Source organism: Marinobacter litoralis (assembly GCF_003336705.1).
Classification (GTDB): Bacteria; Pseudomonadota; Gammaproteobacteria; order Pseudomonadales; family Oleiphilaceae; genus Marinobacter; species Marinobacter litoralis.
In genome coordinates this window covers 25,288-38,109 of sequence record NZ_QMDL01000003.1, presented here as the reverse complement: position 1 = coordinate 38,109, position 12,822 = coordinate 25,288, and the positions used below count along the sequence as shown (strand labels likewise).

Genomic DNA, 12,822 nt, shown 5'->3' with positions numbered 1-12,822 from the left:
GCTACTGTGTTTTCGGTTTTATGCGTTGCCTTGGTCGTCAATAAAGCCGCGCAGGTGATCGGAGCGGGAAGGGTGGCGCAGTTTGCGCAGAGCCTTGGCTTCGATCTGTCGGATACGTTCACGGGTTACGTCGAACTGTTTACCAACTTCCTCTAGGGTATGGTCGGTGTTCATTTCGATACCGAAACGCATGCGCAGTACTTTTGATTCACGAGCCGTCAGGCCGGATAGCACTGAGCGAGTGGCTTCACGCAGGCCTTCAGCGGTGGCGGAATCCACCGGTGACAGGGCCTGAATGTCTTCGATGAAATCGCCCAAATGGCTGTCTTCATCATCCCCGATCGGTGTTTCCATGGAGATCGGCTCTTTGGCGATCTTCAGGACCTTACGGATCTTCTCTTCCGGCATTTCCATGCGCTCGCCCAGCTCTTCAGGCGTAGGCTCGCGGCCCATTTCCTGCAGCATCTGGCGGGAAATACGGTTCAGCTTGTTGATGGTTTCGATCATGTGCACCGGAATACGGATGGTGCGTGCCTGGTCCGCGATGGAGCGGGTGATGGCCTGGCGAATCCACCAGGTGGCGTAGGTCGAGAACTTGTAGCCACGACGGTATTCAAACTTATCAACCGCTTTCATCAAACCGATGTTGCCTTCCTGGATCAGGTCGAGGAACTGCAAGCCACGGTTGGTGTACTTCTTGGCGATGGAGATAACCAGTCGCAAGTTGGCTTCCACCATTTCTTTCTTGGCGCGGCGGGCTTTCGCTTCACCGATAGAAACGCGACGGTTGATCTCTTTGATATCGACAACGTCCAGGTCCACTTCCGTTTGTACGTTGTGGATGCGCTTCTGCAGACGAACGATTTCGTCCAGACGCTCAGCGATGGCTGCTGCGTAAGGCTTCTTGCTCTTGGCAATCTTCGGAGCCCAGTCGAGGTTTACTTCGTTGCCCGGGAACTCTTTGATGAAGTCTTTGCGCGGCATTTTGCATTCGCGAATGCAGATTTGCATGATGGTACGTTCGTTCTCGCGCACCATGTCGTTGGTGGAGCGAACAACGTTAACCAGCTCATCGAATGCTTTGTTGCCCAGCTTGAACGGAGCAAACACGGCGCCCAGCTCGTTCAGCGCTTCCTGGGTTTTCTTGTGGCTGCGGCCATGCTTGGCTAGTGCTTCATTAGCCGCTTCCAGTTTCTCTTTCAGAAGCTCAAAGCGCAGGCGAGTCTCTTCTGGATCCGGGCCGCTTTCCTTTTCCTCTTCTTCGCCGTCGTCCTCGTCTTCAGCTTCGTTGCTTTCAGCTGTGGTTTCTTCGACGACTTCTTCGCCCATGAACGGTTCTGCGTCGTCAGGGTCCAGGAAACCGGTGACGATGTCGCTGATGCGGCCTTCGTTTTCGATGATGCGATCGTAAGCCTGGATAACGGTGCCGGCGGTACCCGGGAAGTGGGCAACCGCGGCCATTACGTCGCGAATACCTTCTTCGATGCGCTTGGCGATGACGATTTCGCCTTCGCGGGTCAGCAGCTCAACGGTACCCATTTCACGCATGTACATGCGAACGGGGTCGGTGGTGCGGCCAGCGTCAGTTTCTACAGCAGCCAGAGCGGCAGCGGCTTCAGCGGCCGCAGCTTCGTCGGCGGTGGAGTCACCTTCGGTCATCAACAAGGTATCGGCATCGGGTGTTTCTTCGCACACCTGGATACCCATGTCGTTGATCATCCGGATAATATCTTCAACCTGATCCGGGTCTGCAATGTCTTCCGGCAGGTGGTCGTTTACCTCGGCGTAAGTCAGGTAACCTTGTTCCTTGCCTCGAGCGATGAGGTCTTTTAAACGTGATTTCTGCGAATTGCCTGACATAGACACCCTGTGAACTCGCTTTTAAAGAGGAAAAAAGTTAAACAGCCATTATAGCTGTCGCTTATCTGGTCTGCCAATGAACGGTTAGATGGTGATCAATGGCATTAGTTTCAAGTGCTCAATGCTCCGCTTTCGGGTTTAACGTACCCGCGCTGAGCGTTCGTAGCTCTTCCCGTTGTTCCGGGGTGAGCTTGGCCAGGTTCCGGAGCAGTGTTGCCAGTCTTTGCTGGCGCGCGGCTTCTTCGTTCGGGCTTAATAGCTCTCTGGCTGCTGCCAGTGTGCTTTCCCGTGCCGGGATGTGCTCCAGTCCGTCGAACAGGTTGTAGAACCTGTCGCGGGCCTGCTTATCTGTTGCTAACTCCGCAATCAGTGCTTTGCGGGTTTGAATGTTTTTGTCCAGGAGCCAGCGGGCAAATCGCCCCGCTTGGTCCAGTTGCCGGGTGCTGTCGGCTTGTGCCTTGATTTCCGTGGCCAGCTCCGGCGCTTCCAGCAAGGCAAGGCACAGTGTGCTGTCTTTGCTGAGTTTTACGTCCACCCGCTCTTCGGTCGGGCGGTGCTGGCGTTCTCCCCGCCAGCCTTTCGCTTTGTAATTTTTGCTGTTTTGCTGACGACTCTGCCACTGGTTGCGGCCGCCGCATAAGCGCAGCATTTCCTGCCACATCGCGTCCCGCAGCGTGCAGCGGGGCATTTTGTTCAGTAATTGTTCGGCTCTGGCTCTGAGTTCGCCCCGGTGCTCCGGGAGTTCGAGATCCAGACCTTCGCTCTGGCGATCAAACAAAAAGCGCGAGAGCGGTGTTGCACCTTCAATGCGTTTTTGGAACGCTTCTGCGCCTTCCTTTCGGACAAGTGTGTCCGGATCTTCGCCTTCGGGTAGCATCAGAAACTGAAGATGCAGGCCGTCGGCAATCAGTTCCAATGCGTTTTCCATGGCTCGATCAGCGGCTCGAAAACCCGCCTGATCGCCGTCAAAGCAAAATACAATGTGCCGCACTTGCCGAAGCAGGGCGGTCAAACTGTCTTGATTGGTCGCTGTGCCCAGTGTTGCAACGGCGTAATCGATGCCGTGCTGGGCCAGTGCGATGACATCCATGTAGCCTTCTACTACCAGCAGCTTATCCAGCTGGCGTGTGGCTTGCCGGGCTTCGTGCAGGCCGTAAATCTCGCGGCTTTTATGGAATACGTCAGATTCCGGCGAGTTAATGTACTTGGCTTTGTCGTCGCCCAGTGTGCGGCCGCCAAACGCGATCGTTTTGCCGCGCGTGTTCCGGATCGGGAACATCACCCGGTTGCGGAACAAATCCCTTGGTTTGCCGTATTTGTCGGAGACCGTTTTGGTTTCCAGCAAGGGCTTTTTCAGATCTCTCGGTGCTGCATCGTACAAGGCGGTGCCGGATCCCGGTGCAAAGCCGATCTGATAACGTGCGATGATGTCATCGTCCAGACCGCGTTGTTTCAGGTAATCCTGTGCGTAAGCGCCTTGTTGGCTGGTGAGCGCCGAGTGATAAAATTTGCTCGCGAAATCCAGCGCGTCCGTCAACGTCCGGGCTTGCTGCATTTCTTGTTTGGCGACTTTGTCGTACGGCACTTCCATGCCGGCACGTTTCGCCAGTTCCTCTACCGCTTCTGTAAAGCCCAGGCCTTCGAATTCGCGGATAAAGCTGATGGCATCGCCATGAGCGCCGCAGCCAAAGCAGTGGTAGAAGCCTTTGTCCGGCCGAACGTTGAACGAGGGCGTTTTCTCGTCATGAAATGGGCAGCAGGCTTTGTAATTACCGCCAGCCTTTTTGAGAGTGATGCGTGATCCAATCAGTTCTCCCAGATCAATTCGATCCAGAAGGTCTTCAACAAAGCGTTGAGGGATCAGTCCGCTCATGGTGGCTCCACTTCATCCGGGGCGCCGGATACAAACGTTATTCACCATAGCCAAAAATGCCGCCGAAGCCAGGCCTCGGCGGCATTTTCAGTTTGCCAGAGAGGGCGAAACGCCGTTCCGGCAATCAGTCTTGCTGTCGAAGCGGTCTGAACTCAGTACAGACGCTCGAACTTACGCTGTTCACGCTGAAGCTTCTTGAGATGACGCTTAACGGCAGCAGCAGCTTTGCGCTTACGAACAGCCGTCGGCTTTTCGTAGTGCTCACGACGACGTACTTCAGAAAGTACACCGGCTTTTTCGCATGAACGCTTGAAGCGACGCAGTGCTACGTCAAACGGTTCGTTCTCTTTCAGTTTAACAGCTGGCATTCGACAATCACCTACCTGATAGATTCGGTTTCAAATTGTTCCGCTGAAATAGATTCTCGCGGCTCGATCCCTGGTCAGATTGGTTATAACTCGACCAGTGCATAATTAAGGGCGGCAATGATAACGGCTGGGACACGTCAGGTCAATCATTGTTCAACGAAAGTGACGGGGGCGGTCGGGTTTCTGATAAAATTATCGTCAATCATTCCAACCCCGCGGACACGGCCCCGATTTATGCTGATTCTTGGTATTGAAACTTCTTGCGATGAGACGGGCGTTGCCCTGTTGGACGACGAGCAGGGCCTGCTGGCCCACGCCCTGTTTAGCCAGGTAGAGGTGCATGCCGACTATGGCGGTGTGGTGCCAGAGCTGGCCTCCCGGGATCATGTTCGAAAGCTGTTGCCCCTGTGCGATCAGGTGTTGGCGGATGCCGGTAAGGCTCGAACCGACATAGAGGGAATTGCTTACACCGCGGGTCCCGGTCTTGTGGGTGCATTGATGGTGGGCGGCTCGGTGGCCCACGCTTTGGGGTACGCGCTGGATATCCCAGTGCTGGGTGTGCACCACATGGAAGGGCATTTGCTGGCCCCTATGCTGGAAGACAACCCGCCGGCGTTTCCTTTTGTCGCCCTGTTGGTGTCGGGTGGCCATACGCAGTTAGTCCGAGTCGATGGCATTGGTGAGTACGAGATGCTGGGCGAGTCGGTGGATGATGCGGCCGGTGAAGCCTTCGACAAGGCTGCAAAAATGTTGGGACTGGATTACCCCGGTGGCCCCAGAGTGGCCGCCTTGGCGGAAAAAGGGCGGGAAGGGCGTTACCGCTTCCCCCGCCCGATGACGGATCGCCCGGGCCTGGATTTCAGCTTTAGTGGCTTGAAAACCTTTACCCTCAATACCGTTAACGCGGCAAAGGATGCCGGAGAGTTTGATGAGCAGGTAAAGGCGGACATTGCCTTGGCCTTTGAGGCGGCGGTGGTGGATACGTTAACCATCAAATGTCGCCGGGCCTTGGAGCAGACAGGCTGCAAACGCTTGGTGATTGCCGGTGGTGTGAGTGCAAACAAACGCTTGCGCGCCGGCCTTGAGAAAATGACCGCAAAACTTGGCGGTTCGGTGTTCTACGCACGCCCTGAATTCTGCACCGACAACGGCGCGATGATTGCGTATGCCGGTGCACAGCGTTTGAGAAAAGGGCAGAAAGATGGCGAGCGGATTGTTTCCGTGCCGCGCTGGCCGATGGATACCCTGCCGTCGGTGAACGAGCCGCGCGCCAATGGGTTGGTGGACTAAATCCGTTAAAGCCCCGTTTCTCTGCCTTGGGCCAGCCGAATCAGGTTGTTGCGGTGGCGAACCACGATAAGCAGGGTGAGCAGGCCAAAGAGTGGCAGTGTGTCCGGCTCCAGAATCGCGCTGATGATGGGGCCGGAGCCAATGGCGATGATCGACGCCAGTGCACTGATTCGTGAACGCCAAATCACGACAAGCCAGACAGCTGCCATCAGCAGTGTGGTGAGCGGCGCGAGCGCTAAACCTGCACCAAGCGCTGTGGCGACACCTTTCCCGCCTTTGAATCGGAAAAAAATCGGAATCATGTGGCCGGTCACGGCGCTCAAGGCGACGATGGCCTGCACCATAATCGACATGTCGGCCTGATTGGCCAGCCAGACCGGTAGCCAGCCTTTTAGCGCATCAAGAGCAAGAGTCGTGAGTGCCGGTTGCCAGCCTCCTGCACGAAACACATTGGTCGCCCCTGGGTTACCGGAGCCTTGAGCTCGAGGGTCTGGAAGCCGCCAGGCCCGGCAAACCGGGATGGCAAACAGCACCGACCCGGCGAGATAAGCTCCAAAACAGAGCAGAACAATTAAGATCGGTTGGCTAGCGGTTTCCATAGGTGTTTCACAAGGCGCGCAGACGGCATCCGGTATTCTGTGAGAAAATAGCTGCCCCAAATTCAGGCGAGCAGGCGAACGGCCACAGTATCGCTTGTCTGTATAATATTCAATCAGCCAAGAGTGTAAGCCTAGGGAGTCTGGTTTGGCAGATGTGGTGTTAGTGGAAGGTTTGGCAGTAGAAACCGTTATTGGTGTTTATGACTGGGAGCGGGAGATCACCCAGCGGCTGCTGGTGGACCTTGAAATGGCTTGGGACAACCGGGTGCCGGCAGCGAGTGACGATGTCGCCGATGCCCTCGACTATGCGGCCGTGAGTGAGCGGGTCAGCCAATGCATTCAAGCGTTGCAGCCGCAGTTAATCGAGACCGCGGCGGAAGCGGTTGCCACTATGTTGCAGCAGGATTTTGGCGTGAGCTGGCTGCGCATTACCGTTAACAAGCCCGGTGCGGTTCCGGCGGCTACCTCTGTGGGCGTGCGGATTGAGCGAGGTCAGCGCTGATGGCGAGGGTGCTTCTTGGCATAGGCAGTAATGTTGAGCGCTACCGGCATGTCGGGCTCGCTCTGGATGCCTTGCAGAACGCGTTTGGTGAGCTGTCGGTGTCGCCGGTGTACGAGAGTGAGCCCGTCGGCTTTTCCGGTTCAAACTTTTTGAATCTGGCGGTGGGTTTTCATACCGAGTTACAGGTGGCCGAATTATCGCGACTGTTGAAGCAGATGGAGCTGGATTTTGGTCGGCGTCCGGATGCCCCCCGATTCAGCCCGCGGACTTTGGATTTGGATATTCTCACATACGGCGATGAAGTAGGCCTTGTGGCCGGGGTGGAGCTGCCGCGAGGTGAAATCCTGAAGAATGCGTTTGTACTAAAGCCCCTGGCCGATATTGCGCCAGAGACGAAACACCCCGTTAACGGGAAGAGTTATTCTGAGTTGTGGCAGTATTACGCCGCCGACCAGAAGCTCTGGCCGGTCGATTTCATCTGGCAGGAGCGCCAGATTTCAGCGGCGATTGGCTGAGCGGAACAGGGCGACCAGATTATCGGTTGCGCTATCCCCGGCGCTGCCGACTTCTTCATTGTCGATCAGGCGCGGCAGGATTTCATTGCCCATCTGCTTGCCGAGCTCGACGCCCCATTGGTCAAAACAGTCCACATCCCAAATCACGCTTTGCACGAAGGTCCGGTGCTCATAAAGCGCCACCAGTGCGCCTAGCGTTTCCGGCGTTATCTTCGCCATCAACAGAATATTGCTAGGTTTATTGCCGGGAATGGCTTTGTGTGGAGCGAGTTCGGCAGCGGCATTTTGATCCAGGCCACTTGCGATCAATTCTTGCAGAGCCTCTGCCTCTGTTTTTCCAGCCATCATGGCGCGGGCCTGGCTCAGGCAGTTGGCGAACAGGGTGGCATGGTGGTGGCCCACCGGATTGTGGGATGTCAGCGGAATCACAAAGTCGGCGGGCACCAAACGTGTGCCTTGGTGAATCAGCTGATGATAGGCATGCTGGCCGTTCGCGCCAACGCCGCCCCAGAGAATCGGGCCGGTTTCGTAATCCACTGGAGCACCGTCTTGGGTCACCTTCTTACCGTTACTTTCCATGTCCAGTTGTTGCAGGTGCTCGGGCAAGTGCTTCAGGTATTCGTCGTAGGGCAGCACAGCGTGGCTTTGGGCGCTCCAGAAGTTGTTGTACCAAACACTTAGTAACGCCATAACGACCGGCAGGTTCTGCTCGGTTGGTGCTTCTTTGAAATGGCAGTCCATGGCGTGCGCGCCGGCCAGCAGTGCGCGGAAGTTGTCCATGCCGACCATCAGCGCGATGGGCAAGCCAATAGCCGACCAGAGCGAGTACCGGCCGCCCACCCAGTCCCACATCGGGAAGATGTTGTCCGGGTGAATGCCAAACCGCACCGCCTCATCAGTGTTGGCGGTCACGGCCATAAAGTGATGGGCGACGGCGTCTTGGTTGCCGCCGTTAGTGAGGAACCACTCTCGGGCGATCAGGCTGTTATCGAGGGTTTCCTGTGTGCGGAACGATTTTGATTGCACCAGAAACAAGGTAGTTTCGGGGTTAAGCGACTTCAGCGTTTCAGCGATATCCGTACCATCGATGTTGGCAACAAAATGGCACCTCAGATTACCTTGCCAGAAGGGGGTGAGCGCTTCTACGGCGAGTTTAGGGCCAAGGAAGGAGCCGCCGATGCCGATGCTGACAATATCGGTGAAAGCACGACCGGTGTGGCCGGTTTTGGTGCCGCTCTGAATGGCTTGATCAAGTTGTTCCATGCGGGCTTGCGTGGCATGGATTTCGGGAATGATGTCTTTGCCGTCAACCCAGACTGAGTCACCGGCCGGCTGGCGCAGGGCGGTATGCAGCGCGGGCCGGTTTTCTGTGCGGTTAACCTTGGCGCCGGTGACTAGGTCGGTAATGCGTTGTGGCAGATTGCACGCCCTTGCCAGATCAGAAAGAGCCGTAAGCGTTTCGTCGGTCAGACGGTTGCGTGAGAAATCAAGCGTCAGCCCCGCACCTTTAATTAGATATCGGTCTGCACGTTTGGGGTCTGTTTGAAACAGGTCGCGCATAAGCACGCTCTCCAGTTGCTGCTTTTGCTGGAGAAGCGCGTGCCATTCGGGTTTTTCAGTCAGAGGTGCCGAAGCGGGTGGCATCAGAGTGTCCTTTCTGTTCGCTGCCGCGCGCACACGCGACAGCGAGTCCGGTGTTTAGCGAGTAACAGAGAGATTGTCGATCAGCCGTGTGGTGCCTAGAAAGGCCGCCACCAGCAGGGTCAGCTCTTTGTCGGCTTCGGAAGCCGGCTTGAGCGTCAGGCTGTTCACAATATTAAAGTAATCGGGGCGTAAGCCGGCGTTTGTCAGAGTATCACGAGCCTCTTGTTCCAGAGCGGCGAAATCACCGTTGCCTGCTTCGAGCTGCTGTGCGGCATGTGTCAGTGTTTTGTAGACGACCGGTGCAATGGCTCTTTCTTCTTCAGACAAGTAGCCGTTGCGTGAGCTTTTTGCCAAACCGTCTTCTTCGCGCACGGTAGGTGCGCCGATGATTTCGATGGGCATCATCAGGTCGCGAGTCATCTTGCGAATCACCGCGAGTTGCTGGAAGTCTTTCTCGCCGAAAAACGCCATGTCCGGCTGGATCATGTTAAACAACATGGTGACCACGGTGGCCACACCTTCGAAGTGACCCGGGCGGCTCGCACCGCAGTGGCCCTCGCTGACTTCCGGCACCACTACCTTGGTTTGGTTGGCAAGGCCTTCCGGGTAAATTTCGGAAACCGGCGGCGCGAAAATCAGGGTGTTGCCAGCCGGAGCCAGTTTGTCCTGATCTTCGGCCAGCGTACGCGGGTACGAATCCAGATCTTCGTTAGCGCCAAACTGCATGGGGTTCACGAAAATGCTGGTGACAACAATGTCTGCGGCTTCGGAGGCTTTACGCACCAAGGAAATGTGGCCTTCGTGAAGGTTGCCCATGGTGGGCACCAGCGCGATGGTTTTGCCCTGTTGGCGGTAGGCTTTCAGGATGCTGCGAAGTTCTTTGAGTGAATGTACGGTTCTCATGCCTTGAACGTATGCTCCTCGGCGGGGAAAGTGCGTTCTTTAACAGCCTTGGCATAGGCTGCGATGGCTTCCGGAATGGAAGCGGTGTCTGCCAGGAAGTTCTTTACGAACCGGGGCTTTCGGCCCGGGGTTACGCCCAGCATGTCGTGCAGTACCAGTACTTGGCCGTCGGTGTCTGAGCCGGCGCCAATGCCGATAACCGGCGCTTTAACAGCCTGGGTTATACGGGCAGCAAGGGGCGCGGGGACGCATTCAAGCAAGATGATGTCTGCCCCGGCCGCTTCCAGCTGGCAAGCGTGCTCGATCATGGCTTCCGCGGCTTTGTCGTCGCGACCCTGGACTTTGTAGCCGCCGAATTTGTTGACGAACTGGGGTGTTAGCCCCAGGTGGGCACACACAGGTACGCCCCGTTCGCTCAAGGCTTCGATGGTGTCTCTCATCCAGTCGGTGCCTTCGAGTTTGACCATGTGGGCACCGGCACGCATGAGTTCCGCGGCGTTGTCCAGCGCGTCGGCGACGGTGCCGTAAGACATAAAGGGCATGTCGGCCATGATCAGCGAGCCTTTGTTGCCTTTAGCCACGCAGCTGGTGTGGTAGATCATGTGTTCCATGGTTACGGGCAAAGTGCTGTCGTTGCCTTGCAGTACCATGCCGAGTGAGTCACCAATCAGGATTACATCCACGCCCGCTTCGCTGACCACCTGTGCAAAGGTGGAGTCGTAGGAGGTAAGCGCTGAGAAGGCTTCGCCTTTCTGCTTGAGTTCCCGCAGGGTATTAATGGTAACTGCCATAAGATCCTTGCCTTTTGGGTGGATGGGCCAGTAATGATCCGGGGTCTTCCGGTGCTCAGAGAAGTATAAGATTAATGCCGAGGTGTGTCAGCCACAAGGGTAGCATGGAGTTCCTGCCCTTGGGTTAGTCTGATTCGGCCATTGGTGGCAGCTTGCGTAGCTGATTGTCCGGGCACTGCGCCCGTAACTCATCAACACGGCGGCCATCGGGTAATGTCAGTTCCGGATTCAGGTCCAGCAGGGGCTGAAGCGCGAAATCCCGGTTTGCCAGCTCGGCGTGGGGAACGGTCAGGCGTTCATCGCTGACGGTTTCGGTGCCAAAAAGAAGTACGTCCAGATCCAGTGTGCGCGGCCCCCAGTGTTGCAGTCTTTCCCGCCCGTGGGCCTGCTCGATGGCCTGTAAATGGTCCAGCAGTTGATGGGGTGTCAGGCTTGTTGCCAGCTCCACCGCTCCATTGACGAAGTCGGGCTGATCTTGCGGCCCGACCGGCCGGCTGGCATAAAACGGCGACTGAGCCTGCAAGCGGGTCTGCGGCAAGCGCGACAACTCCATCACCGCACGGGCCAGTTGGGCAGCGGGGTTTTCCAGATTGCTACCCAGGCCTACGTAAACGACAGTGGTCATGACTGAGGTGGTTTTTTATTGGGGCTACGTTTGCGGCCACGTTTTCGGGGGCCTGCTGCCGAGCCTACCTGGGACAGCATCTTTTCCTGCCCGCGTTCGTCGGCTCTTTGGAAGTCCGTCCACCAAGCGCCAAGGCCGGGTTCCAGCTCGCCGGCCGATTCACGCACCAGCAAGAAATCGTACGCGGCGCGGAAGCGGGGGTGGCTAAGCGTGGCAAGTGCCCGCTTGCCCTGGCGACGGGGAAGTCGAGTCTGAAGTTCCCAGATTTCCTTCATTGGGCCAGAGAAACGCTTGGGAATTGAGGTGGCTTGAACCTGACGGCCAATTACCTTGCCGATAGCTCCATGGAGAGCAGGCTGAACCGGGTCGCCGTTATCCTGTCGCACGCGCCATTCGGCTTGCAGTGCCGGCCATAACATGGCGGCAAACAGGAAGTACGGTGTGACTGATTTGCCTTGAGCTATACGGGCGTCGGTGTTGCGTAAGGCCTGGCGGATGAGTTCGTCGGATTCTCCGTTATTAAGGGCGCGAACGGTTTCCGGGAACAGCATTTCAAGCAAGCCGTAATCTTTGAGTAGTTCATAAGTGGCTTCACCGTAACCGGCAGAAAGCAGCTTAAGTACTTCGTCAAACAAGCGTGCTGGTGGAATGTGGCCCAGAAGAGGGGCCAATTCACGAATAGGGGCTTCGGTTTCTGGTTCGATCTCGAAACCAAGCTTCGCCGCGAAACGGATAGCGCGCAACATGCGAACCGGGTCTTCACGGTATCGGGTTGCCGGGTCTCCAATCAGTCGTATCTGCTGGTTTTCGAGGTCCTGCATGCCGTTGGCGAAATCGATGATGCTGAAGTCACGAATGCAGTAGTAAAGAGCGTTGATGGTGAAGTCGCGTCGCAGAGCATCGTCTTCCAGGCTGCCGTAAACGTTGTCTCGCAGCAGAAGGCCGTGTTCGCTGGTTTTGTGTTCGTGGTCAGAGTGATCTTCATTAGAGGCCTCAGCGTTGCCGCGGAAGGTGGTGACCTCGATGATTTCACGCCCGAAGACCACATGCACGATACGGAAGCGCCGGCCAATTAGCCGGGAGTTGCGGAACAGGTCGTGTACTTCTTCAGGTGTTGCGTTGGTGGCGATGTCGAAGTCTTTGGGCCGGCCGCCCAGAACGATGTCTCGCACACCGCCGCCCACCAGATAGGCCTCATAGCCGGACTTGTTCAGTCGGTTGAGTACCTTCTTCGCCGGTTCGCTGATCATCGAGCGAGAGACATTGTGCTGGTCCCGCGGGATCTCTTGGCGCTGGTAATGTTTGGCTTTCTTTTTCCCGTTGCCGGGCATGAAAGAACGCAGTTTATCTACAAGTCTTTTAGGCATGGAATTCCGTGTTTGCGCAGAGCAAAAACGTGGATTTTAACGGTTTGCGCAGGAATTGCACATGTTTGGGTGATATTAGGCTGGAAATGATGAGTGTTTGTCTGATTTGGAGGCGGAGAGTTTTCGTTGAGGCTAATAATCAAAAGGCGGATCCGTTTTCACGAATCCGCCCTGAAAGCTTCGACGATCTGCAATTATTTTTGTTTTGTGTCGGGATTCTTTTTAATGTTTTGCCCCACTGCGTGCCCAACGTTCGGGCTCAATAATATGCAAGCGGAAAGCTTTGAATACATGGTGTAGTCAATTGCATGGAGCGGGCTTTAACGCAGGCGTGGTGTCGTCTGGAAGACGATTCTTCTCCACATCTACAACTCGCGCATGCTGAGGGACCACAAAAAAACCTAGCACCCAAAACACTCAGTTCGCTTACGCCCTATTTTTGTTTTTGTTACCGGGCGTTTTCTTTGCAGCTTTTTGTTTTTGTT

The 12,822-nt window shown here is 56.2% G+C and carries 12 protein-coding genes; 3 read left to right on the top strand and 9 right to left on the bottom strand.

Annotation, left to right across the window (positions count from 1 at the left end):
• Window positions 1-18 precede the first annotated feature (18 nt).
• From rpoD to rpsU, 3 genes are all read right to left on the bottom strand, one after another.
• A complete protein-coding gene (gene rpoD, locus DOQ08_RS09940; RefSeq protein ID WP_114334786.1) occupies window positions 19-1,860 on the bottom strand; it encodes an RNA polymerase sigma factor RpoD in 1,842 nt (613 codons plus the stop codon).
• A 118-nt stretch (window positions 1,861-1,978) separates the two neighbouring features.
• The gene (gene dnaG, locus DOQ08_RS09935; RefSeq protein ID WP_114334785.1) at window positions 1,979-3,733 is read right to left on the bottom strand and encodes a DNA primase; all 1,755 of its coding nucleotides are present in this window, start codon (window positions 3,731-3,733) and stop codon (window positions 1,979-1,981) included.
• A gap of 152 nt (window positions 3,734-3,885) precedes the next feature.
• Window positions 3,886-4,101, bottom strand: a complete 216-nt coding sequence (rpsU, locus tag DOQ08_RS09930; protein ID WP_096278179.1) for a 30S ribosomal protein S21 — start codon at window positions 4,099-4,101, stop codon at window positions 3,886-3,888.
• 234 nt (window positions 4,102-4,335) lie between these two features.
• On the opposite strand from rpsU, the gene tsaD reads away from it, so the two are divergent.
• Window positions 4,336-5,391: a tRNA (adenosine(37)-N6)-threonylcarbamoyltransferase complex transferase subunit TsaD gene (gene tsaD, locus DOQ08_RS09925; protein WP_114334784.1), complete on the top strand. Its 1,056-nt coding sequence runs from the start codon at window positions 4,336-4,338 to the stop codon at window positions 5,389-5,391.
• 5 nt (window positions 5,392-5,396) lie between these two features.
• Here the strand turns inward: tsaD and plsY are convergent, their stop codons facing one another.
• Complete coding sequence (gene plsY, locus DOQ08_RS09920) at window positions 5,397-5,990, bottom strand: glycerol-3-phosphate 1-O-acyltransferase PlsY (RefSeq protein ID WP_114334783.1); 594 nt, start codon at window positions 5,988-5,990, stop codon at window positions 5,397-5,399.
• Between the two features lie 145 nt (window positions 5,991-6,135).
• Between plsY and folB the strand changes: the two genes are divergently transcribed.
• Both folB and folK (DOQ08_RS09910) read left to right on the top strand, forming a co-directional pair.
• On the top strand, window positions 6,136-6,492 hold the full coding sequence (gene folB / locus DOQ08_RS09915) for a dihydroneopterin aldolase (RefSeq protein WP_114334782.1): 357 nt from the start codon (window positions 6,136-6,138) through the stop codon (window positions 6,490-6,492).
• Window positions 6,492-7,007: a 2-amino-4-hydroxy-6-hydroxymethyldihydropteridine diphosphokinase gene (gene folK / locus DOQ08_RS09910; RefSeq protein WP_114334781.1), complete on the top strand. Its 516-nt coding sequence runs from the start codon at window positions 6,492-6,494 to the stop codon at window positions 7,005-7,007. The genes folB and folK (DOQ08_RS09910) overlap by 1 nt, the downstream gene beginning before the upstream one ends.
• Here folK (DOQ08_RS09910) and pgi read toward each other — a convergent pair.
• The 5 genes from pgi to pcnB all read right to left on the bottom strand — a co-directional run bounded on the left by pgi (window position 6,990) and on the right by pcnB (window position 12,337).
• Window positions 6,990-8,651 carry a glucose-6-phosphate isomerase gene (pgi, locus tag DOQ08_RS09905; protein WP_114334780.1) on the bottom strand — a complete coding sequence of 554 codons (1,662 nt, stop codon included), beginning with the start codon at window positions 8,649-8,651 and terminating at the stop codon, window positions 6,990-6,992. The genes folK (DOQ08_RS09910) and pgi overlap by 18 nt on opposite strands.
• Before the next feature lie 54 nt (window positions 8,652-8,705).
• Entirely contained in the window at window positions 8,706-9,554 is an 849-nt protein-coding gene (gene panC / locus DOQ08_RS09900) for a pantoate--beta-alanine ligase (protein ID WP_114334779.1), read from the bottom strand.
• The gene (gene panB, locus DOQ08_RS09895) at window positions 9,551-10,345 is read right to left on the bottom strand and encodes a 3-methyl-2-oxobutanoate hydroxymethyltransferase (protein WP_114334778.1); all 795 of its coding nucleotides are present in this window, start codon (window positions 10,343-10,345) and stop codon (window positions 9,551-9,553) included. Before panB ends, panC begins: the two co-directional genes overlap by 4 nt.
• Before the next feature lie 124 nt (window positions 10,346-10,469).
• The gene (folK, locus tag DOQ08_RS09890; RefSeq protein ID WP_114334777.1) at window positions 10,470-10,970 is read right to left on the bottom strand and encodes a 2-amino-4-hydroxy-6-hydroxymethyldihydropteridine diphosphokinase; all 501 of its coding nucleotides are present in this window, start codon (window positions 10,968-10,970) and stop codon (window positions 10,470-10,472) included.
• The gene (gene pcnB / locus DOQ08_RS09885; RefSeq protein WP_114334776.1) at window positions 10,967-12,337 is read right to left on the bottom strand and encodes a polynucleotide adenylyltransferase PcnB; all 1,371 of its coding nucleotides are present in this window, start codon (window positions 12,335-12,337) and stop codon (window positions 10,967-10,969) included. The genes folK (DOQ08_RS09890) and pcnB overlap by 4 nt, the downstream gene beginning before the upstream one ends.
• Window positions 12,338-12,822 lie beyond the last annotated feature (485 nt).

Excerpts from the sequence above, each read along its gene's own strand:
- rpoD (WP_114334786.1), bottom strand. The coding sequence starts at position 1,860 with ATGTCAGGCAATTCGCAGAAATCACGTTTAAAAGACCTCATCGCTCGA.
- dnaG (WP_114334785.1), bottom strand. The coding sequence starts at position 3,733 with ATGAGCGGACTGATCCCTCAACGCTTTGTTGAAGACCTTCTGGATCGA.
- rpsU (WP_096278179.1), bottom strand. The coding sequence starts at position 4,101 with ATGCCAGCTGTTAAACTGAAAGAGAACGAACCGTTTGACGTAGCACTG.
- tsaD (WP_114334784.1), top strand. The coding sequence starts at position 4,336 with ATGCTGATTCTTGGTATTGAAACTTCTTGCGATGAGACGGGCGTTGCC.
- plsY (WP_114334783.1), bottom strand. The coding sequence starts at position 5,990 with ATGGAAACCGCTAGCCAACCGATCTTAATTGTTCTGCTCTGTTTTGGA.
- folK (WP_114334781.1), top strand. The coding sequence starts at position 6,492 with ATGGCGAGGGTGCTTCTTGGCATAGGCAGTAATGTTGAGCGCTACCGG.
- pgi (WP_114334780.1), bottom strand. The coding sequence starts at position 8,651 with ATGCCACCCGCTTCGGCACCTCTGACTGAAAAACCCGAATGGCACGCG.
- panC (WP_114334779.1), bottom strand. The coding sequence starts at position 9,554 with ATGAGAACCGTACATTCACTCAAAGAACTTCGCAGCATCCTGAAAGCC.
- panB (WP_114334778.1), bottom strand. The coding sequence starts at position 10,345 with ATGGCAGTTACCATTAATACCCTGCGGGAACTCAAGCAGAAAGGCGAA.
- folK (WP_114334777.1), bottom strand. The coding sequence starts at position 10,970 with ATGACCACTGTCGTTTACGTAGGCCTGGGTAGCAATCTGGAAAACCCC.
- pcnB (WP_114334776.1), bottom strand. The coding sequence starts at position 12,337 with ATGCCTAAAAGACTTGTAGATAAACTGCGTTCTTTCATGCCCGGCAAC.